Source organism: Cognatishimia sp. (genome assembly GCF_049116455.1).
Taxonomy (GTDB): Bacteria; Pseudomonadota; Alphaproteobacteria; order Rhodobacterales; family Rhodobacteraceae; genus Cognatishimia.
This window is the reverse complement of sequence record NZ_JAGDYW010000003.1, coordinates 34785-56626: the sequence shown is the minus strand read 5'-3', so window position 1 is coordinate 56626 and position 21842 is coordinate 34785. Positions and strand designations below refer to the sequence as shown.

General features: G+C 53.1%; 20 protein-coding genes, 1 tRNA gene and 1 other RNA gene. 11 read left to right on the top strand and 11 right to left on the bottom strand.

What is annotated here, in order from left to right:
• The first annotated feature begins 133 nt into the window (after positions 1-133).
• A complete protein-coding gene (locus JXQ85_RS05005) occupies positions 134-1321 on the top strand; it encodes a glycosyltransferase family 4 protein (protein WP_421747787.1) in 1188 nt (395 codons plus the stop codon).
• 11 nt (positions 1322-1332) lie between these two features.
• Here the strand turns inward: JXQ85_RS05005 and JXQ85_RS05000 are convergent, their stop codons facing one another.
• From JXQ85_RS05000 to ssrA, 6 genes are all read right to left on the bottom strand, one after another.
• On the bottom strand, positions 1333-1890 hold the full coding sequence (locus tag JXQ85_RS05000) for a class I SAM-dependent methyltransferase (protein WP_421747786.1): 558 nt from the start codon (positions 1888-1890) through the stop codon (positions 1333-1335).
• Positions 1891-2019: 129 nt separating this feature from the next.
• The gene (locus tag JXQ85_RS04995) at positions 2020-2499 is read right to left on the bottom strand and encodes an SspB family protein (RefSeq protein WP_421747785.1); all 480 of its coding nucleotides are present in this window, start codon (positions 2497-2499) and stop codon (positions 2020-2022) included.
• Positions 2500-2576: 77 nt separating this feature from the next.
• Positions 2577-3818 carry a chromate efflux transporter gene (chrA, locus tag JXQ85_RS04990; RefSeq protein WP_421747784.1) on the bottom strand — a complete coding sequence of 414 codons (1242 nt, stop codon included), beginning with the start codon at positions 3816-3818 and terminating at the stop codon, positions 2577-2579.
• A complete protein-coding gene (locus tag JXQ85_RS04985) occupies positions 3815-4630 on the bottom strand; it encodes a chromate resistance protein ChrB domain-containing protein (RefSeq protein ID WP_421747783.1) in 816 nt (271 codons plus the stop codon). The genes chrA and JXQ85_RS04985 overlap by 4 nt, the downstream gene beginning before the upstream one ends.
• 145 nt (positions 4631-4775) lie before the next feature.
• On the bottom strand, positions 4776-5204 hold the full coding sequence (locus JXQ85_RS04980) for an ester cyclase (RefSeq protein ID WP_421747782.1): 429 nt from the start codon (positions 5202-5204) through the stop codon (positions 4776-4778).
• Positions 5205-5294: 90 nt separating this feature from the next.
• Positions 5295-5665: a transfer-messenger RNA gene (ssrA, locus tag JXQ85_RS04975) on the bottom strand.
• A gap of 137 nt (positions 5666-5802) precedes the next feature.
• Here ssrA and JXQ85_RS04970 point away from each other — a divergent pair.
• From JXQ85_RS04970 to JXQ85_RS04940, 7 genes are all read left to right on the top strand, one after another.
• Entirely contained in the window at positions 5803-6216 is a 414-nt protein-coding gene (locus JXQ85_RS04970; protein WP_421747781.1) for an HIT family protein, read from the top strand.
• Positions 6217-6256: 40 nt separating this feature from the next.
• Positions 6257-7477 (top strand): aminotransferase class V-fold PLP-dependent enzyme, encoded by a 1221-nt coding sequence (locus tag JXQ85_RS04965; protein ID WP_421747780.1) that lies wholly within the window; start codon positions 6257-6259, stop codon positions 7475-7477.
• A gap of 87 nt (positions 7478-7564) precedes the next feature.
• Positions 7565-8005 (top strand): TrgA family protein, encoded by a 441-nt coding sequence (locus JXQ85_RS04960; protein ID WP_421747779.1) that lies wholly within the window; start codon positions 7565-7567, stop codon positions 8003-8005.
• 2 nt (positions 8006-8007) lie between these two features.
• On the top strand, positions 8008-9132 hold the full coding sequence (locus tag JXQ85_RS04955) for an NUDIX domain-containing protein (RefSeq protein WP_421747778.1): 1125 nt from the start codon (positions 8008-8010) through the stop codon (positions 9130-9132).
• Between the two features lie 66 nt (positions 9133-9198).
• Positions 9199-10233, top strand: a complete 1035-nt coding sequence (locus tag JXQ85_RS04950) for a cysteine synthase A (RefSeq protein ID WP_421747777.1) — start codon at positions 9199-9201, stop codon at positions 10231-10233.
• Between the two features lie 8 nt (positions 10234-10241).
• Entirely contained in the window at positions 10242-12557 is a 2316-nt protein-coding gene (locus tag JXQ85_RS04945; protein ID WP_421747776.1) for a DUF3772 domain-containing protein, read from the top strand.
• Entirely contained in the window at positions 12554-13273 is a 720-nt protein-coding gene (locus JXQ85_RS04940; protein WP_421747775.1) for an alanyl-tRNA editing protein, read from the top strand. The genes JXQ85_RS04945 and JXQ85_RS04940 overlap by 4 nt, the downstream gene beginning before the upstream one ends.
• A 40-nt stretch (positions 13274-13313) precedes the next feature.
• Here JXQ85_RS04940 and JXQ85_RS04935 read toward each other — a convergent pair whose 3' ends face one another.
• From JXQ85_RS04935 to JXQ85_RS04925, 3 genes are all read right to left on the bottom strand, one after another.
• On the bottom strand, positions 13314-13622 hold the full coding sequence (locus tag JXQ85_RS04935; protein WP_421747774.1) for a diacylglycerol kinase: 309 nt from the start codon (positions 13620-13622) through the stop codon (positions 13314-13316).
• A 185-nt stretch (positions 13623-13807) separates the two neighbouring features.
• Positions 13808-13897: transfer RNA gene (locus JXQ85_RS04930), tRNA-Ser, on the bottom strand.
• A gap of 164 nt (positions 13898-14061) precedes the next feature.
• The gene (locus JXQ85_RS04925; RefSeq protein WP_421747773.1) at positions 14062-15450 is read right to left on the bottom strand and encodes a M20/M25/M40 family metallo-hydrolase; all 1389 of its coding nucleotides are present in this window, start codon (positions 15448-15450) and stop codon (positions 14062-14064) included.
• Positions 15451-15677: 227 nt separating this feature from the next.
• Here JXQ85_RS04925 and hemA point away from each other — a divergent pair, with 227 nt between their 5' ends.
• Together hemA and JXQ85_RS04915 are read left to right on the top strand one after the other, a co-directional pair.
• The gene (hemA, locus tag JXQ85_RS04920) at positions 15678-16901 is read left to right on the top strand and encodes a 5-aminolevulinate synthase (RefSeq protein WP_421747772.1); all 1224 of its coding nucleotides are present in this window, start codon (positions 15678-15680) and stop codon (positions 16899-16901) included.
• Between the two features lie 109 nt (positions 16902-17010).
• Positions 17011-18195: a helix-turn-helix domain-containing protein gene (locus JXQ85_RS04915; RefSeq protein ID WP_421747771.1), complete on the top strand. Its 1185-nt coding sequence runs from the start codon at positions 17011-17013 to the stop codon at positions 18193-18195.
• 92 nt (positions 18196-18287) lie between these two features.
• Here JXQ85_RS04915 and JXQ85_RS04910 read toward each other — a convergent pair whose 3' ends face one another.
• Positions 18288-19028 carry a DsbA family protein gene (locus JXQ85_RS04910; RefSeq protein WP_421747770.1) on the bottom strand — a complete coding sequence of 247 codons (741 nt, stop codon included), beginning with the start codon at positions 19026-19028 and terminating at the stop codon, positions 18288-18290.
• Between the two features lie 14 nt (positions 19029-19042).
• The gene (locus JXQ85_RS04905) at positions 19043-20398 is read right to left on the bottom strand and encodes a M48 family metalloprotease (RefSeq protein WP_421747769.1); all 1356 of its coding nucleotides are present in this window, start codon (positions 20396-20398) and stop codon (positions 19043-19045) included.
• Between the two features lie 164 nt (positions 20399-20562).
• Between JXQ85_RS04905 and JXQ85_RS04900 the strand changes: the two genes are divergently transcribed.
• The gene (locus tag JXQ85_RS04900) at positions 20563-21828 is read left to right on the top strand and encodes an N-acetylmuramoyl-L-alanine amidase (RefSeq protein ID WP_421747768.1); all 1266 of its coding nucleotides are present in this window, start codon (positions 20563-20565) and stop codon (positions 21826-21828) included.
• The last annotated feature ends 14 nt before the right edge of the window (positions 21829-21842 follow it).

Genomic DNA, 21842 nt, shown 5'->3' with positions numbered 1-21842 from the left:
CGTTAACATTCGTCCTTTCCAAGCAATCCTTACAAAAATCTTTGCAGAGCAGGGGATTCCGGTGGGTTTTGCGGATGGTTTGCGGCATTATCAGCGCAAAATTTACAATCACAAACGAGCCCACCAGCTTTTCATGACCGAGCAAACGCCCCTCAAAATCGCCTATCTCTGTGATATGGACCCGCATCTGTCGTGGACCTATTCCGGGGGCAACCAACGGATCTTTAAAGCGCTGCAAGACCATGTGGGCGAGGTCACTTATTTAGATCCGAGTTGGGGCATGGCCGAACCAGTTCGTAAATTGATCCATAAACTGCCAGAGTCTTTGAATTTGCGCCTACGTTGGCGGGCGCATTATCTGTTTTCAGGGCTGATTGCCAAAAATGTTAAACGGCAGCTGCGTAACGGTAACTATGATGCGGTTTTCGGGGTCTATAGCCTAAACGCGATGGCTAGTTTGCGGGTGCCAGATATGATGGTGCGGGCCTTCACCAGCGACGCGACGCAATCAAGCTACCGCGCGTCTGAAATTGGTGCGGGGTTTGGATCTTTCTTTAAGCCAGCGCGCCTGCTGGATCGCTGGGTAAAGGCGCATGAGACACGCTGCTTGCAGGCCAATGACCTGAATTTTTGGCCATCAGATTGGCAAAAAAAGCAAGCCGATCAGACCTATGCGCTTAGGGATGCGACATCGCAAGTGGTGCCTTGGGGCGCGAATATCAGCACTCCTGAACGCGATACGCTCAATTTAGACCTGCCCATGCAATCAGAGGTTAGGCTGCTGTTGGTGGGCCGGGACTGGTTCGCAAAAGGCGGCCCATTTGTACTTGAGGTATTGCAGCGACTGCTGGACCTCGGTGTGAATGCGCGACTTAGCGTCATTGGCACGATGCCACCGCCACATGATTTAGGGGATCATGTTGACGTTTATCCGAATCTGGACAAATCCAAGCCGGAAGATCTGGCCACTTTTGAGGGTCTTTTCAAAACTTCGCACCTGATGGTTCAGCCATCGTTGGAATCTTTCGGTTTTGCGTTTTGTGAGGCCTCTGCATTTGCGCTGCCGTCACTGTGTCTGAACCGGGGTGGCATACCGGTGTGGGACGGCATCAATGGCCATGCCTTACCGGTTGGATCAACACCGCAAGAATTCGCAGAGCTGATCCAGACCTACCTTAAAGCCCCAGAAGAATACCAATCTCTTCGACACAGCGCCCGTCGCTGCTTTGAGGATAAGCTGAATTGGCAAGCCTGGGGTAGGGAAGTGAAACGCCAACTGCTTGTGGCCCGCGCAGAAAAGCACGGCGCATCAACAATTTAAATTACCTCCGGTTAATGAGCGCGCTTTTTGAATTGAAAAACACGTGCGGGCGGTAAGTTAGCCCAGACCGTGCCCAGTTTTTTCGAGTGCACCCCAAGTTCCTGCTGCATCTCAGTCGAAATGGGAGAGTGCGGACTATAAGTGATTTGATTAAAAAAACCGTTTGGGGCCATCACCTCTAAGGCGCGCCCCACGACCTCGCGCTGAATGGTTGGTCGCGACAACACGGGCACCCCTGAAATCACCGCTTCGATATCGGTCAGCCCAATATCTTGGATATCTTGTGCTTTGCGGTTCAAAACTCGCACGCCCGGAAATTTTTCTGCCAGGATCTCACAAAACCTTGGGTTCATCTCCAGCAACGTCAGCCGTTCTGGGGCAACACCGCTTGCGACGATTGCCTTGGTGAAACTGCCGGTCCCCGGACCAATTTCCACAATCGGGCCGCGGGTATGAATGAGGCCCCTGATCATCAACCGTGCAGTGGCGGCACTCGATGGGGCAATGGCGACAACTTGCGTAGGGCGGCGCATCATCTCTCCGAAAAAGAGAGCAAAATCACTGGCCATGTGGGAAGGTCCTTACTTGAAATCCTTAAAGCTTACGTGCCCCTGGACAAAGCACGAAAGGATTTCAAATAAATGACGATTTTAAAACTTCACCGAACCTTCACATTCAGGAATCGGTGATTAATTCGATCAGGTCTTACGGAAGCTATCAAGACTGACGACATCAGCCTCTTTCTTTTCAGGTTCCGCAATCTCGGCGATTTCAGCGATGTCTTCCACAACCTGCGGCGCATCATCCTCTTCGTCGTCCTCAGATTCTTGTGTTTCAAAGCGCAGACCGAACTCGACCGACGGATCCACAAAGGTCTTGATCGCGTCATAAGGAATATAAAGTGGCTCAGGCGCGTCACCAAAATTCAGTGTGATGGCAAAGCCTTCGTCCGTTACAGTCAGATTGTCGAACCAATGCTGCATGACAACTGTCATCTCACCTGGATAACGATCTGACAACCAATCGGCGATCTCAACATCTGGATGTTGTGTATCAAAAGTAATGAAAAAATGGTGTTCGCCGGGCAAACCCGTATCACGCACATCTTCCAACACTTTCTGGATCAAACCGCGCATCGCTTGATGCATCAAGTTGCCATAGTCAATCGTTGCGGTCATGCCGAACCCTACTTCCTCGCTTCACACCCAGCATAAAAGATTCGTTGGGAAACGAAAGCAGATGTGCTGTGAATTGATCACAGAACCGAAAGAATTACCCCTGCAGTGGCGCAGATCAGCAGAACCAAAGGCAGATTCATCTTTCGCCACAAAAGCAAAACACCTGCGAGACCTAAGAGGGCAACAGCCGTCACATCTACCGTTCCCAAAACCGGAGCCAGCCCAAAGGCAGTCACTGAAGTGTCTGAAAACAGAACATGAATTGCAAACCAAAGCGATAGGTTCAGAATAACCCCGACAACGGCTGCGGTGATCGCATCCAAGGCACCCTTTAGACGCGGCTGTGAGAGCAGCCATTCGACATAAGGGGCGGCCGCGAATATCCAAAGGAAACACGGGATAAAGGTACACCAAAGCGTCAATGCACCCGCTGCAAGCATCAGGCCAACGCCCGCTTCTTTGTAGCCTGCCAGCAAGCCCACAAATTCAGTTACCAAAATCAGCGGACCCGGTGTGGTTTCTGCTAAGCCCAAGGCATCGATCATCTCTCCCGGGGTGATCCAGCCAAATTCAAAGCTGACTGTTTGGGTCATATAAGTCAGCACAGCATAAGCACCACCAAAGGTTACCACTGCGAGCTTGCTGAAAAACAGGGCTATATCTGTCAGAAAGGCGTGGTCGATGGCCAACACCAAAGCCACTGGAGCCGCCCAAAGGCCACCCCAAAGCAGAACCGTTCGCGCCGTTCCCTGTCGAGGTTCGAGCTTGGTTGACGCATCTTCATTGGACTGTTTCGCGAGTAACGCCCCTAAGAGGGCCGCACATGCGACAATGAGCGGGAAAGGCACCTGCAATGCATAAATGGCAACAAAAGCCGCACCTGCCAAAAGCCATCCTAGACTCGATGTAAGCGCCTTCTTTGACACTTTCATAAGCGCCTGCAAAACCACCACCACAACAGCAGCCTTCACACCAATAAATGCAGCCTGAACAATAGGTAACGTTCCGTAGCTTATGTAAAGCATTGAAAGTGCAAGGATTACAAATGCACCTGGCAACACAAAAAGACTGCCTGCCAGAATGCCACCCCAAATCCCTTTAAGGCGCCATCCGGCGTAGGTGGACAGCTGCATGGCCTCAGGGCCGGGCAGCAACATGCAAAAGGACAATGCTCCGAGGAATTGTTTCTCTGTCAACCAAGGCCGGTCATCGACCAGCTCTTTATGCATTAAGGCAATCTGCGCAGCCGGACCACCAAAGGACAAAAGTCCGATCCGCCCAAAGACGCGCCAGAGGTCTTGAAATGTAGGAGACATCATTGATCTTTGGCCCCTTGAGGGTTGTTGTTTTCACTATGGCCCTCGTCGTGGGCGTCTCTGGCCCATCGATACAGCGCATCGTAGATCAAAAAGCCGGCCTCCATCTGCGCCACATCATCTTTGATCATGCGCGAGAGCCCGGCTGAAACCGCTAGCAACCCAGCGGCCTGAGGCGCCAAATCATGGCGATCGGTATCCGCGGCACGCACCACAAGTGCCAAACGCTCAAGGGCAGGGTGACGCAGTCCAAAGCGCTCAATCATTGTATCAAAGGTGCAGGTCTCACCGACATGTCCCCATTTATGATCCGGCATATCAAAGTCGGTGGCGTTAAATTTTTCCGCAACATCAAGCACATCTGCAGGAGGCACAAAGAAAAATTGGGCCTTTGGATCCACAAATCGGCGGATTAGCCAAGGGCAGGCGACTCGATCAATTTTCGGCCGATGGCGCGTAACCCATCGCGAGGAGATCGTGCTGAAGACCTCAAGAGGCACCGCTGGCAAACCCGCTGTGTCCCATGCAACAGCGCCGCCTTCCAAAACCTGCGCGCGTAATCCAAGCGTGCGCAAATAGGCCGCTGTCCCCGCGCTGAGTTTCTTACCTTTGTGGCAGATCACCACCACCGAGTCTTTTGTCAGCCGCGCCGCCAGACTACTTAGTTCGGTATGTGGATGGGATAGCGACGTTGGAACGCGAAAAGGAAGCTCTGCGACATCTTCTGAAATACGCACATCGACAATATCAGGACAGTCCGTCGTCCCGATCAAACGCATCAGATTTTTTGGTGAAATTTCATTAAAGCCAGACATTCTGCACCCATATTCTAAGGCGCATGATACCGCGCCTCTGTGACAAGGATGCGATCATTCAGCCTTGGCCTCACGGGGAAATCGCGCTCCCCATAGACCTAGAGGTGCCATAGTCCCTTCAAGTCGTCAAGCCAGACGAGATTGGCTAGCTTAACGTGCCTCCGGTCAAACATATTCCCAAAGATTGTTCTGGCAATTGGCCGATTTGTTCAAACAAGCCCATGAAATCAAAGCAATTGTAAGCTTCGGTGAATTTCCCATCGATCACCCGCACACTCACTTGACCCAAAACCAATACCGGAGCTGAGTTCGCAATAGATCGCGCTGTGACCTTGTAAAGCGACTGAATCCATTCGTCGTTTTCGGTGCTGTTCACGAGTTCAATTTTCACATCTTCGATCAAGGCCAATACAAGCGGTACAAATTCACGGAAGTCCTGTGGACCAAGACGCATTTCCGGCATCAAGCCTTTGGCCTTAGCATCCTCAGAAAAGATTTCATCAATCGCGTCTAAATCAGCTTCAATCCAAACCCGCTGAAACCACTCTTCCAACAATTCAACTTTTTCTGACATTTTCGCATCCCGCTACAATGAACCCGTAACAGAACTGCCATAAATATCTGGCTAATCCGTTAACGGTCACAGCACTAAGAAGGGGATGAAAGTGTAGGTTTCTGTTGCCAGGTACCTACGAACCCCGCCAAGGGCAGCTAGCCCAAGGACTTAAGTTTCAGTATCTCAGGTCGCTTACGCGGCCATTGCTACTGGAGCACGATTGTCATTTGCAATTGTACAGTTTTCGCCGGTAACGGTGGCAGACAGCCGAAACAAAGCTAACCCCTTTAGACGTTCGTCGATCCTATTTCGTCCCCGCTATCCTGATGAACAACCCCAAATGAAGGAAGCCGCCAGAGTGATTGGTGGAGACGCCGGGTACCGCCCCCGGGTCCGATCCGCTTATTACGAGCGCGTTTATGTCCATAGTCCCGAAGGACACCGTTGATTTAAGCCGCACTGAACTGATTTGCAAGTGGGATGGGTTGAATTCCCAGATAAAACCCGCAGCATTCACAAGCGCTTGCATATTGCACCAATTCCGCTTTTCTATGGTCAAAAGCGCTTCGCAATTATGAGGCTGATGCGCGAAACATCCGATTTAAGGGCCCTGACAATGGCATATGACTCAGACAATATTTTCGCAAAAATCCTGCGTGGGGAGATCCCAAGCGAAAAGCTTTATGAGGATGAAAATACCTATGTGTTTATGGACATCATGCCGCGCGCGAATGGCCACTGCCTTGTGATCCCAAAAGCACCTGCACGTAACATGCTGGATGCAACACCTGATCAGCTGGCAGCCTGCCTAGCGACCGTTCAGAAAATGGGACATGCGGTGATGAAAGCCTTTGGGGCAGATGGTGTCACCGTGCAGCAATTCAACGAAGCCGCTGGCGGGCAGGAGGTCTTTCATTTGCACTACCATGTGCTGCCACGTCACGAAGGCAAAGCACTGCGTGCGCCGGGGCAGATGGCAGACTTTGATGTGCTGAAATCGCAGGCGGATCAAATCCGGGCAGCGCTTTAAACCCCACCTAAAGCGGGCTTTATAAACCAAGGAGAAAGATATGAGCTTGGATTTAGACTTTGTACGCAGCCAGTTCCCAGCTTTTGAGCAAGCGGAACTCGATGGCCAGTCTTTCTTTGAAAATGCCGGTGGGTCTTACACGGCGCGTCCGGTGATCGAGCGCCTGATGCGCTATTATACGCAGCGAAAAGTGCAGCCCTATGCACCCTATGAGGCCAGTCGTTTGGCAGGCGAAGAGATGGATGAGGCACGTGCGCGTCTGGCCGCTTGGATGGGATTGGAAAGCGACGAAGTCAGCTTTGGGCCGTCCACAACTCAAAACACCTATGTTCTGGCGCAGGCCTTTCGCAAATGGCTTTCGCCCGGTGACGCCATCATTGTCACCAATCAAGACCATGAGGCCAATACTGGGCCTTGGCGACGGCTTGCAGATGAAGGCATTGAAGTGCGCGAGTGGCAAATTGATCCAGAAACGGGTCATTTGAATCCGGATGATCTGAGCGACTTGCTGGATGACGATGTTCGGCTTGTGTGTCTTCCGCATTGCTCAAATGTAGTCGGCGAGATCAATCCCGTGGTCGAAATCACTGCCTTAGCACATGCAGCAGGGGCTTTTGTCTGCGTGGATGGGGTCAGCTATGCGTCGCATGGCATTCCGAACGTCGGCGCACTTGGGGCCGATATTTATTTGTTCTCGGCCTATAAGGTCTATGGCCCGCATCAAGGCATCATGGCTGTACGGCGCAATCTTGGTTCGCTCTTGCCTAACCAAGGGCATTATTTCAACGCGGATTCACTTTATAAGCGCTATACACCAGCGGGGCCGGATCATGCACAGATTGCGGCAAGCGCTGGGATGATCGACTATTTCGAAGCTCTTGCGTCAGAACATGGGATCACAGGGCCAATGATTGAGCAATCAACAGGCGTTCATGATTTGATGCGGGCCCATGAAACCGAACTGCTGCAGCCTCTAATTGATTTCTTGGGGACAAAAAACAGCATTCGCCTATTAGGCCCAACCAAAGCGGAAGATCGTACACCAACGGTTGCCATGGCCACACAGGCCGATCCAAATGCCCTGGCTGAAAAACTTGCCGAACGCGGCATAATGACCGCTGGTGGCAGTTTTTATGCCGATCGCGCACTGCAGGCGCAAAACATCACAGCCTTTCCCGGCGTGTTGCGGTTAAGTTTTGTGCATTACACCGATCAGAAAGATATGGATAAGTTGATGAATTCACTGGATGACTTGCTTTAGGCGCGAGTAGAGCCCAGATCACAACCCTTGCAAATTGCGCTGCCGCGACGTTAGATAAATCCAGAGAATAATCACTCAGGTAAAGCGATGCCCACAGCCGCCAAGTTGATGTCTGCCATTGCCCTCGCGCTTGTGGCTTTCATTGCCTCAGAACAGTTCAAACCACTGCTGCCCGAGGGCACAGATTTTGGTTACTTTTCCTTTGTGAATGCGGCTTTCGGTCTTTATTTCGGCTGGCGCATCATTGGCAAAGGGGCAGGGCGCGGCATCGCCAAAGGCATCAACAATGGGCTAACTGGAATGCTGGCAATGGTTCTTGTAGTGCTCTTTGCGCATGCATTCTGGATCATGCAGCAAAACTCTCGCAACCTACGCTATGACAGCACAGCCGAAGCCATACAGTCCATTTTTGCCATGATGACTGAAAACGCTTTGCTGATGCTACAGTTCAATATCATTACAACCCTCGTGGGCGGCGCAGTCTTTTGCGGATTGCTGGCCGAGGCCACCTCCCGACGCTGGAGATAAATTTGTCGACATTGTTTTTCTACGGAACCCTCCGGCACATCCCCTTGCTGGAGATTGTTCTCGGGCGGTCATTGGCGCGCGAAGACATGCAAGAAGGCCGGGCCGAGGGGTATTCAGTATGTGCCGTGAAGAACGCGGATTTCCCGGTGATTGTTTTTGGCGGCAGAGGCGCTGAAGGCATTATTGTACGCGGGCTATCTGAGGTCGAAGTCAAACGGTTGAATTTCTATGAAGGCGGCTTTGACTATGCGCTGACACCGATTGAAATCACGACTGATACCGGTTCGGAAACCGCACAGGTCTATTTCCCGGTGCCCGGCAAGTTGGTCACAAACGGGCAGTGGTTTTTTGAATCTTGGCAGCAAAAATGGGGTTCTCTGGTCTGTTTGACCGCCACTGAAGCCATGAGTTTCTTTGGGATCAAAAGCCATGAAGAACTCGATTTCATGTTCCCAATGATGCGAGCAAGGGCCGCTGCGAAGCTTGCGGCGCAGTCTGAAAACCATGGGCAAAGCCCAAGCGGTTTTACCCGTGCGGATGCCCAAACCCATAATATCACCAAACGCCACACCGGTTTCTTTGCGCTCGAAGAGCACGAAATCACACACAAGACATATGGCGGCGGTGAAATCAGCGGCATTCAGCGTGAAGTCTTTTTGGGCACAGATGCAACGATCCTGCTGCCCTATGATCCTGCCTTAGACCGTGTGTTATTAGTAGAACAGTTCCGCGCTGGTCCTTGGGTGCGCAATGACAATGCACCTTGGATGTTGGAACCGGTTGCAGGGCGTATCGATGCGGGTGAAACAGCCGAAGAGGCGGCTCACCGCGAAGCCAAGGAAGAGGCGAACCTGACCCTTCGCAAATTGCACTCGGTTGCAAAGGTCTATGCCTCTCCGGGATGCACCACTGATTTCTTTCACATCTTCGTGGGCGAAACCGACCTGCCAGACGACATCGTTGGGGTGGCTGGTTTGGATACGGAATCCGAAGATATTCGCTCTTACCTTTATAGCTTTGATGCCTTGATGGAGATGGTCGACAACTTCGGTGCGGTCAATGCACCTTTGGTTTTAGCCGCGTTATGGTTGGCGCGACGTCGCGACTCCTTGCGCGCGGCGACTTGAGTTCCCACCTTCGCCCAACTAGACATGCAGTAACCGCAAGAACTTCCGACTCGAAAGGTGCTTTATATGGCCACCCCTCGTAACCTCGCCGACGCGATTGGCAACACGCCCCTCATCCGCCTGAATAAGGCCAGCGAAGAGACCGGCTGCGAGATCTGGGGCAAGGCGGAGTTCATGAACCCCGGTCAGTCCGTAAAAGACCGCGCAGCCCTTTACATCATCAAAGACGCCATCGCGCGTGGCGACCTGCGCCCGGGTGGCACAATCGTCGAAGGCACAGCCGGCAACACCGGTATCGGCCTTGCGCTTGTTGGTGCCTCGATGGGGTTCAAAACCGTGATCGTCATTCCTGAAACGCAAAGTCAGGAAAAGAAAGACATGATCCGTCTGGCAGGGGCAGAACTGGTTCAGGTTCCAGCCGCGCCATACAAGAACCCTAACAACTATGTGCGCTATTCCGGTCGTCTGGCCGAAGAAATGGCGCGCAATTCAAACGAAGGCGTCATCTGGGCCAACCAGTTTGACAACGTGGCCAACCGCCAAGCGCATATCGAAACCACAGGTCCTGAAATCTGGGAGCAAACCGGCGGCAAGGTCGATGGTTTTGTGTGCGCAGTTGGGTCTGGCGGCACGTTGGCTGGTGTTGGCGCAGCTTTGCAGCCCAAAGGCGTGAAAGTCGCTTTGGCAGACCCAATGGGTTCTGGCATGTTCACCATCTTCCGCGATGGCGCGCCAAATGCCGAAGGCAGCTCGATCACCGAAGGCATCGGGCAGGGGCGCATCACCGCAAACCTTGAAGGTTTCACCCCTGACATGATGTATCAGGTGACTGACCACGAGGCGCTGCCGGTGGTGTTTGACCTACTGCAAGACGAAGGCCTGTGCCTGGGCGGTTCATCCGGCATCAACGTCGCAGGTGCGATCAAGATGGCCAAGGAAATGGGACCGGGGCATACCATCGTCACCGTCCTGTGCGACTATGGCACCCGCTATCAATCCAAGCTCTTCAATCCGGAATTCCTGACGGAAAAGGGTCTTCCTGTGCCAAGCTGGCTCAGTGAAGGTCCGCGCAGTATTCCGGGCGTATTTCAAGACGTTTGAGGCCTAAGATGTTCCACGCGATCCGCGTATTTATGGCAACCGTGCTGCTTATCTGCAGCACGGTTTTTCTTTGGGCACAATCCAATGGCGCCCCAGATTATGCGGCCTGGCAAAAGGTTTCAGAACGGTCAACCGAAGCTGTGGATGCAGGACGGGCATCCGATACGGCGCTGGAAGAACTACGTGGTCAGCTGGTCGACTGGCGCGATCAATTTGATCAGGCCCGTGAAACCAACGCCAAGGCGATCGAAATCGTTCAGGCGCAGCTATCGGCCTTGGGTGCGGAACCCGAGGGCGGCGAACCAGTTGAAATTTCTCTGCAACGTCAATCTCTAAACGCCAGCCTCTCCGTGCTGCGTGCACCGGTTCAGACAGCAGAAGTGGCCTATACCGAAGCCGATGGATTAATTGGCGGCATCGATCAAATACTTCGCGATCGCCAGTCTGATGCGCTCTTGGAAAGGGGGCCTATTCCCCTAAACCCTATCTATTGGCCAGTGGCGGCTGAGGAATCTCTTGGGTCTTTGCGCAGCATCTGGAGCGAAATATCATCGGCTTGGGTCAATCCAATCCAACAGGCTGAACTCCGCAAAAATGCGCCAGAGGTCATTTTTCTTCTGACCCTTGCTGGGCTGCTGCTTGCGCGTGGGCGTCATTGGTTTGTGCGCTTGACCCAAAACATTCAGGTGAAATCGGCCACTCTGGGTAGGTGGCTTGCGGCCTCTGCGGTTTCTCTGGGGCAGATCATTTTGCCGCTTGCAGGCCTTCAGGCCTTGATTGCCGCCGCTTACGCGAGCGGTCTACCGGGGCTGCGCGGAGAGCTGATCTTATCAAACCTTCTTGAAGCAGGGCTTTATTTCCTCGGTTCCATCTGGCTTGGCGCACAAGTCTTTCCGAGGTCTGAACATATCGATCCGCTTGTACGCCTTCCAAATGCTCAGCGTACCGCTGGGCGACTTTATGCAAGCCTCTTGGGGGCCATAGTCGGGATTGAGCTGCTACTGTCTAAAATCGCAGCCTATGACACCTGGCCAGCTTCAACGACAGCGGTGATCTATTTCCCACTCTTTGCAGTGGCAGGCGTGATTTTCTGGCGCCTTGCGCATCTATTGGCGCTGCATGACCCGGATGATGAAACCGTAAGCTATGGTGACCGTCTGATCACCTTGTTGGGACGGATCCTTTTCGCCATTGCGCTGTTTGGCGTGATCATGGCGGCGATCGGCTATTTCACCGGCAGTGTGAAACTGATGATCCCAACGATCATTACGCTTCAGGTGCTGGCGGTTGTGCTTGTCTTGCAACGTGTGGTGATGGCGGTGTTCTCGCTCGCTACTGGCAGCTCGGAAGGTGCAAAAGACAGTCTGATCCCGGTGCTCATCGGCGTCGCTTTGGTGGCCGTCGCTATGCCGGTTCTGGCCATCGTCTGGGGCGCGCGCGGTTCGGACCTTGCGGAACTATGGGTGCGGCTCAGAAACGGTATCGAGATCGGCGAAACCCGGTTTTCACCTGCAGATTTCTTTTCCTTTGTCCTGATCTTCTTTGCCGGTTTTACCCTGACACGCTTGCTGCAAGGCGCAATGAAAAACACCATCCTGCCTAAAACCAAGATGGATATTGGCGGACAGAACGCTGTGGTGTCAGGCCTTGGCTACATCGGTATTTTTCTTGCGGCTTTGATCGCCATCAACGCAACGGGGCTTGATCTGAGCTCGATTGCGCTGGTTGCCGGTGCTCTGTCGGTCGGGATCGGTTTTGGTCTGCAAAACGTGGTATCGAACTTTGTCAGCGGCATCATCCTGTTGATCGAACGCCCTGTATCGGAAGGCGACTGGATCGAGGTCGGCGGCAATATGGGCTATGTGCGCAATATCTCGGTGCGCTCTACCCGGATCGAAACCTTTGATCGCACAGACGTCATTGTGCCAAATGCTGATCTGGTCAGCGGCACCGTCACCAACTACACGCGGGGCAACACCGTTGGCCGTGTGATCGTTCCCGTCGGCGTGGCATATGGCACCGATCCGCGCCGCATCGAAGAGATCCTGCTTGAGATTGCAAAAGCCCACCCAATGGTACTGCCACATCCAGCGCCTGCGGTGATTTTCCAAGGTTTTGGTGCCAGCTCACTGGATTTTGAAATCCGCGCCATCCTGCGGGATGTAAATTGGGTGCTGAGTGTAAAGTCAGACATGAACTATGCGATTGCCGAACGGTTCACCGCAGAAGGCATCGAAATCCCATTTGCCCAAACCGATATCTGGCTGCGCAACCCGGAAGCGCTGCAAAGCTCTAAGACAGAGAACAAGGACGACACCGAATGACCGACGCGCTTTTTCGCGACGACGCCTATGTGCGCGAGACCACAGGTTACGTTCAGGCCCACACGCCAGAAGGCGGGATTATTCTGGACGCGTCGATCTTTTATCCAACCGGCGGCGGTCAGCCTGGAGACAGCGGTAATCTGATCTGGGACACAGGCACATTAAGCATAGCAACAGCCGTGAAAGCTGAAGGTGGTCACGTCGCCTTAGTACCAGCAGAGCCCGCAGCATTGCCGGCTGTGGGCACAAAGGTCATTCAGCAGCTTGATTGGGAACGCCGTCACCGGCATATGCGTGTACATACAGCGCTGCATCTGTTGTCTGTTGTCATTCCCTTGCCTGTCACTGGTGGCTCCATCAGTGCGGAAAAAGGGCGGCTGGATTTTGACATGCCCGAAGCGCCCGAGGATAAAAACTATATCCAAGCGCAGCTCAACACCTTGATTGCGCAAAACCTTCCGGTGACTGATGACTGGATCACCGACGCAGAACTCGACGCCAACCCGGCCTTGGTGAAAACCATGTCCGTGCAGCCCCCGCGTGGCTCAGGCCGCGTACGTCTTGTGCGGATCGGGCAGGGCTCAGAGCAGATCGATTTGCAACCCTGTGGTGGGACTCATGTTGCGCGGACAGGTGAGATTGGGTCTGTTCGGATTGGTAAGATCGAGAAAAAGGGGCGTCAAAACCGGCGGGTGAACTTGTTTATTGAGGACTAATGACCAGTCCAATCGGATCGACTTTCAGATGCTGTTGGCCTTAGCCTGAAACAAAGGCCGCAATCCAAAGTACCCCGGCAATACCGCAGGAAATCAGAACCGCCAGCGAACCCAAGTCCTTAGCGATCCGAGAAAGCTCGTGCTGTTCAGGACCAATACGGTCTATGGCTGCTTCGATTGCGGTATTTAGGACCTCTGTCAGCAACACAATCAACAGCGAGGCAATCAGTATTGCCGAATAAAACAGGTTGTCTGTAACACAAAAGGCCAATGGCAAACCAATAGCAAACACATAACATTCCTGACGGAATGCTTCTTCGCCATGCCAGATGGATTTTAGACCAGCCATTGAGTTTGCCCACGCTGCGATCAGCCTTCTAGGGCCGGTCTTTGTCTGATTTTCCATGCCTTCGCCCCAATGTTGCTGCACATGTACAGACACGTTGGTGACCACAAGACACGCTCTGCACACAATCAAAGCAAACAGCTGTTCTAGGATTTGTCTAGGACTAACAGATGATCTGAGGGGGGTAATGGCGGACAGACAGGGATTCGAACCCTGGAGACGGTCTCCCGCCTACACACTTTCCAGGCGTGCGCCTTCGACCACTCGGCCACCTGTCCTTGAGGCGGTGTTTAGCCAAAAGCAGCGGTAGGGTGCAAGAGGCAAATGTCATATTCTTGAAAAGAATTTTTCATCTGACCCAGTTTTCCGATTCCAAACATGAAATCAAAGAGATGCACGCCCAACTTGGTGAGCTGGGCGCGCTTGTTATTTATCAACCAAATCAGCCGCGAGACATCGCTTCCAAGATGCGGGCCCAGCTGCGGATGCCTTTGTGGAAGCTTTCCACGTCGTATTTCTCGTTTGGCGAGTGGATTTGATCGTCGTCTTTGGCAAAGCCAATCAACATCGAGTTGGTGCCAACAATCTGTTTGAAGTGACCAGAAATTGGAATGGAACCACCACAGCCAGCAAAAGCCGCTGCTTCAGGCCATTCGTCAGACAGGGCCAAACGGGCCTGTTCAAACGCCGGATGGTCCGTGGACATATTGGATCCGCCTGCTGCGCCGTAGCCTGTGAATTCAACAGTGCAATCCACTGGCAGGCAGCTTTCAATATAAGCGCGGAAGGCCTCGCGGATTTTCAATGGGTCCTGATCGCCAACAAGACGGAACGACACCTTTGCAGAGGCTTCTGCAGGCAAGACGGTTTTGAACCCTTCGCCAGTATATCCGCCAAGAATACCATTCACTTCGCAAGTTGGACGCGACCAGATCATTTCAAGCGGCGTATAGCCTTGCTCACCCGCGGGTTCAGACAGATCAACGTCACCCAAAAAGGCTTTGTGATCAAAGTTCAGCGCTTTCCATTGCGCTGCAAGCTCTGCTGGCAACTCATGTACGCCATCATAGAACCCTGGCAAGGTCACGCGGCCTGTCTCATCATGCAAACCGGCCAGCGCTTTGGACAGCACACGGATCGGGTTCATGGATACACCGCCAAACATGCCAGAGTGAAGGTCCTTGTTGGCCGCCTTAACGGTCAGCTCTTCGCCCAAAAGCCCGCGCAGCGAGGTAATGATCGCCGGTGTTTTGGACTGAAAGAGGCCGGTGTCACAGATCAACGCAATGTCAGAGGTCAGCTCTGCAGCGTTTTCCTTCATAAAGGGCACCAATGACGGTGAGCCGCATTCTTCTTCGCCTTCGAAAAAGAAAGTGATCTTGCAGGGCAGGGCGCCATGTTCGGCCTTCCAGGCACGGCAGGCTTCAACAAAGGTCATAAGTTGACCTTTGTCATCAGAAGACCCGCGCCCACGGATCACTGGACCGTTTGCTGTCTCTTCGATGGCTGGCGCAAAAGGGTCGTTGTCCCATAGTTCCAGCGGATCCACCGGTTGCACGTCGTAATGGCCATAAAACAGCACATGCGGCGCGTCTGCGCCTTCTGGCCCGTCAACGTGGCCGACCACCATTGGGTGGCCCGGTGTTGAACGTTTTTCAGCAGCAATGCCAAAGGAATTCAAATCCGCAACCAGCCAATCTGCGGCCTTGTCACACTCGGCCTTGAAGGCCGGATCGGTCGAGATCGACTTGATGCGCAAAAGCTCAAGCAGACGGTCCGTGGCCGCAGGCATCTCGGCGTCAATCCGAGCGAGTACATTGTCCAGAGTCATTTATGTTTCTTTCAGGAGATATGTGTTAGTTTTTGGAAACCTATCAGCCTGATCGTCACTGTCCAGAACCCTTGATCTGGATCAAAGTGTCGCGAGGGGCAAAATGTATTCTGGTCACAAAGGAAAACGCGCATTATATCCAGCATCTAACTAAACCTCGTCACCGATACGAATCTGTCGGATGATCACGGGTCGCAAGCTGCGCGCCAGCAAACCGGAGGATCGGAATGGACTATTCCGCCAAGCTCGATGTTGCATTGAACAGCCTTCACGAAGAAGGCCGGTACCGCACGTTCATTGATATTGAACGTAAAAAGGGTCAGTTCCCGCATGCAACCTGGAACAAACCAGATGGCACGCAACAGCCGATCACTGTGTGGTGTGGCAATGACTACCTTGGCATGGGGCAGCACCCGGTTGTGCTGGACGCGATGCATGAAGCGCTTGATGCAACAGGCGCAGGATCCGGCGGAACGCGCAATATCTCTGGCACAACGGTTTATCACAAACGTTTGGAAGCTGAGCTTGCGGATCTGCACCAAAAAGAATCTGCATTGCTGTTCACCAGCGCCTACATCGCGAATGATGCAACGCTGTCCACTTTGCCAAAGTTGTTTCCGGGGCTGATCATCTATTCAGATGAGCTGAACCACGCGTCCATGATCGAAGGCATTCGCCGGCACGGTGGCGAAAAACGCGTCTTCCGTCACAATGATCTTGATCACCTGCGCGCCCTGTTGGAAGCAGACGATCCGGCTGCGCCTAAAATGATCGCCTTTGAATCAGTCTATTCCATGGATGGCGACATTGGTCCGATTGCAGAAATATGTGACCTCGCCGATGAATTTGGCGCGCTGACTTATTTGGATGAGGTACACGCGGTTGGCATGTATGGCCCACGTGGTGGCGGTGTTTCCGAACGCGACGGGCTGACAGATCGACTGGACATCATCAACGGCACACTAGGTAAGGCTTTTGGCGTACACGGTGGCTATATCGCAGCCAGCGAAAAAATGTGTGATGCCATTCGTTCATATGCGCCGGGCTTTATCTTTACGACATCTTTGCCACCTTCCGTAGCTGCAGGGGCAGCCGCGTCGATCGCTCATCTGAAGCAAGATCAGACGATCCGTGACCAGCACCAATTGCAGGCGAAAATCCTCAAGATGCGTCTAAAAGGTTTGGGTCTGCCGATCATCGATCACGGCACACACATTGTTCCTGTGATTGTTGGCAACCCTGTGCACACCAAAAAGCTAAGCGATATGCTGCTGGAAGAGCATGGCATTTACGTGCAACCGATCAACTTCCCGACCGTTCCACGCGGCACTGAACGCCTGCGTTTCACACCGTCTCCGGTGCACGGTCCGAAAGAGATTGATGCGTTGGTGAAGGCAATGGATGAACTTTGGTCCCATTGTGCGCTGAATCGCGCCGAACTTGCGGGTTAACTCCCTGTAAGGTGCAAATTAACTTGCCCTGTGTTAATATAGTCTCAATAGAGTGGGGACAGCTCGAATCGGGGACATAACTCGAGCTGATTTACAGTGAGGCTAACGTATGATCAGGCGCAAGTGGCGCAAATCCGAGGCTACCGAAGAAGGGCCCAAAGGATTTGACGACTTTGATTTTCGACTAGGGGATGAAATGCGTGGCGAGCGTGCCACGTTGGGCAAGTCCCTGTTGGATATTCAGCGCGATCTACGGATCAAAGCCTCCTATATTGCAGCCATCGAAAACTGTGATCCTACTGCCTTTGAAACTCAGGGTTTCATCGCCGGATATGTGCGGTCTTATGCGCGCTATTTGAACATGGATCCGGATGAAACCTTTGCGAAATTCTGCCGAGAAAGTGGTTTTCAAACCGCTCACGGCATGTCCGCAGAGGCTTCAGATACCCGCAAACCCGAAGTTGCCGCAATCGCTGGTGCAAATCGCGATCCGTTTGCGACACCTGCGACTCCTTTCATTCCAGCACAGGAATCCATTCTTGCGCGCATTGAACCGCGCGCTATTGGGTCATCTCTTGTCTTACTGGGCCTGATCGTTGGCATTGGCTATGGCGGTTGGAGCGTGCTTAACGAAGTGCAGCGTGTCAGCCTCGCGCCTGTAGAGCAAACGCCTGTCGTGTTGTCCGATCTTGATCCACTTGCAGAGGCTGCACGCCAACCAGAACAGGTTGCGGATGGCAGCGGTGTGTTCACACCACCTGAAACGCAGCTGGATCGATTGTATCGCCCACAAGCTTTGAACGTACCAGTTCTGACAGCACGCGATGCACCGATCTCCACGCTCAATCCACATTCCGTAGGCACCTTCGTGTCTGAAACTCCGGCGTTGGCCATTGCAGAATCCACTGTCACTGCAGCACCTGTGGTGCCTCAAGTTCTGGAAGAGGCAGATCCAGAGGTTGTCATGTTCGCGGTGCGCCCAGCCTGGGTTCGGGTGCGCGCTGCTGATGGATCGATCCTGTTTGAAAACACAATGAATGCCGGCGACGAGTTCATCGTGCCAAAGACCGAACTAACTCCAACGCTGCAAGCGGGCATGTCTGGATCGATCTATTTCAAACTCAAAGGTGAAATTCGCGGTCCAGCAGGAGCAGGGACGTCTGTTGTACGCAACCTGCCGATTGGTATCGAAGAGGTCGAAGGGGCGTTCCCAGTGGCAGACTTGTCTGGAGATCAGGCCTTAGCGGATTTTGTGGCCGTCGCAGCGGCGCAGTCGGTTTCATCCGGAAACTGAACACTCCTTAAAGAGCTTATTTAACGCATTAAGTAAAAATGAAAAACGGCGGATCTCTCCGCCGTTTTCTGTTTAATAGTTAAGCGTTAAGCTCAGCCGCGTTTCTGCGCAACAAGCTGGCGCATATCAGCCAGCGGCAGGTAGCCCCGTAGCATATCGTCTTGCACCACAAAAGTCGGCGTGCCGGTGATTTGCAATCGCTGCGCAAGGGCGCGGGTCTGCGCAATCTCTTTGCTCACTTCATCGGAATTCATATGGGCAATAATGGCATCGCCATCCAAACCCAAAGATTTTGCCAAACGTTTCAGGGTCTTTTCATTGGCATCAGAACGCATAGAAATCAGCGCATCACCCGCTGCTGCATAGGCTTCCCCACCTACCAGTTGTTTCACCGCAATAGCAAAACGAGAGCTTTGGTCAGAGGCTTCCCCAAGGATCGGAAATTCCTTCACGATCATGCGAATATTGCCATCACTGGCCAGCAGCTCTTTCACTTCATCATGGGCGCGGCGGCAATAGCCACAGCGGTAATCGACAAATTCAACAAGCGTGATATCGCCATCCGGGTTGCCACCGACGTAGCTGTACCCATCGTTGAAAATGTCTTCAGCATTCACTGCCACCAACTGAATATCCTCTGCAGCTTGTCCGGCCGCTTGGCGCTGCTCCAGAACAGCGACAGCCTCCATAATGACTTCGGGGTTATCAAGTAAGTAAGCTCGGACTTCTTCACGGAAAATGGCCCGCTCTTCGGCGGTCATTTGATCTAAATCCAATGCATGAGCGGGCAGGGTCAACGCTGCAAAAGCGGCCGCTAATAGAGGGGTTTTCATGTCAGTTGCTCCTGTTATTTCTTTTTCTCGGCGCGTTTCGCTGCTAAAATTATGTCTTGTGCTCGGCGCCAGCCGCTCGATCCTTCGGGCAGCAATCCAGCGCCCCGTTTGGCCTGAATACCTGCATCTTTCATCCGCCCCTGCAAGGCGTATCTTTCGGCAGAGGCCACAGCCGCCATGCCACCATTTCCTGATTTCGCATAGGCTGAAGCCAAATCCCGCAAGATCCGGCCGTCCCGAAAATCAATGCTTCGGGCCCGCTCCAAAGCGCGCAATGCAGTTTTCGTTTGGCCCGCTGCCAACAAGGCGCGTCCATAGCTTCCCAGACACAAGGCATTATTGGGGGCAATATCTACACAGCGTTTGTAAGAAGCAGCCGCCGCCTTGGCCTGCCGACTTTCAATCAGGAACTGCCCGCGCAGCTCATGAAAAAACGGATCTTTAGGACGCATTGCGATGGCTTTATCAAGCGTAGCAATCGCCTTTTTAGAATTGGATTGACGATGGAAAACGATCGCCTGCCGCATCAGGCGCACATCTTCGCTAGGGCTATTTTTTAAAGTGCGCTTTGTCCACTTTGGATTGCGCAGAAAGGCCGAAAGCTTGCCCTGTGCACGGCCAAACCAATAGATCGCAGCCGCATCTTTTTTCGCCTTACCCGCATGGGCCTGTGCTGTTGACTTTGCGGTACGCAACCGATCACGCGACAAGGGATGTGAGCGCACATATGGATCTTGACGACCCGGCGTTAAAAGTTCCTGGCCTCGGAAGATTTCAAACACATCAACCGCGCCCTGCGTATCCGCGCCGGAACGCACCATATAATTCAGACCCGAACTATCAGCAGAGGCTTCTTCGGCGCGGGTGTGGGAAAGAAACACTCGACGACTGGAACTCGAAATACCAAGAGCCGCGCCAGCGGCGGCCTCTGCATTGCCTGAAACAGCGCCCGCCAAAGCGGAAAGCGCAATGCCTAGGCCAGCAACGGTTTTTGCAGTCCCGACGTTCTGTTGCCGCCGCGCCAAATGCCCATTGGCGATATGAGCAGCCTCATGCGCAATGACGGCGCGCAACATATCGGGCGAATTCATCCGCATGACCAGGCCAGAATGGATAAAGATGTGTTTGTGGTCGATGACAAAGGCATTCAAAGAGCTGTCGTTAACCACAAGAATTTTCACAGAATTCCCTAGGCCCGCCGCATTTAAGATCGGCAAAGCAATTTGCTGCAATGCATATTCAATATCTGGGTCACGCAAGAGGGTCACAGCTTTGGCCACATTGGCCTGAACCAATAAAAACACCGCAAGCAACGGAACCACGATAAAACGTTGCCGAGCTGAAAATAGGTTTTGAACAAAAGACGTCATGGGCACACTAGGACGGAAATCAGCGCCGAACTCAAGCGCGATTGACGCTGTTCGCTGCTTTGTGAAGCACTTCTTCGCCGATCTGACAAAGAAGGCGGTTTCTTGAGATATCACGACAGGTTAGAGTGGTAAAAAACAGCCAACATAACAAAAGCCGAGCAGAAATGAGCAAAAGATTTCAAACCTTTCTGGTGACCTGTTCAAAGATTTACAGTCTGTGCTGCGTTCTGCTTTTTGCCTGTGTGTCGGCCTCGCTCGCGCAATCCCAATCGTTTAGCGCTCTTGCGCGGATCGATCTAGAGAGCAGCGAAATTATCGATCAAGGGCGCAGAGCGGTGCAAATCGATCTGGCTTTATCCCAAGGGGTGCCGTGGCGCATCTTTACTTTAGATGACCCACGCCGTTTGGTGATTGATTTTCGAGAAATCGATTGGACCGGTGTGACGGGCAATGACTTGCTAAACAGCAATAAGATCGCAAGCGTGCGTGTTGGCGGTTTTCGTCCGGGCTGGAGCCGATTGGTTGCGGATCTGAACTCACCGATGGCGATTGAGACTGCCGCGATGAAAATCGACCCGACGACCAGTAAAGCACATTTGACGGTCAAAATGTTTGCAACCGATGCGGATATCTACCGTGAAAAATCCGGTGCGCCTTATGATCCACGTTGGGACCTTCCATCGCCTTCGGTTGAGGTTGTCGCCAAAGAACCAAAGCCCGATTGGGCGCCAACCGTGGTTGTTCTTGATCCGGGCCATGGTGGCATCGACCCGGGCGCAGAGCGCGGCGGTGTTCAGGAAAAGGCATTGATGCTGACTTTCGCGCGTGAGCTGCGCGATATCCTGCGCCGTGCAGGGGGCTTTGAAGTGGTGATGACCCGCAACGAAGATGTCTTTGTGTCGCTTGAGGCGCGTGTTGCCAAGGCGCATGAAGTGGGTGCGGATATATTCATCTCGTTGCATGCTGACACCGTACAGCAGGGCAACGCGCAAGGGGCCACGGTTTACACTCTTTCTGAGGAAGCAAGTGATGCGGCCTCTCAATATCTGGCAGAACGTCATGATCGTGCCGATGTCTTGGCAGGCCTTGATTTGACAGGCACGGATGATTTGATTGCCAATGTTTTGTTGGACCTCGTGCGCCAAGAAACGGAGCCTCGAACCGAGCGGCTCGCGCAGGCCATGGTTTTAGGGATGCAAGGCACTGTTGGTGAATTGAATAAGAAGCCCTACCGCCAGGCGGGGTTTTCAGTGCTCAAAGCAGCTGATATCCCATCGGTCTTAATTGAAGCGGGCTTTATGTCTTCTGAGCGGGATCTTCAAAATCTGCTTGATTCTCAATGGCGTAGCAGATTGGCGGAAGGCATTCGGGATGGGCTACAAGCCTGGGTCATCGCTGATAAAGCCGCCCGTGATCTGATCCGCCAGTAAGATGCGATTGCTGA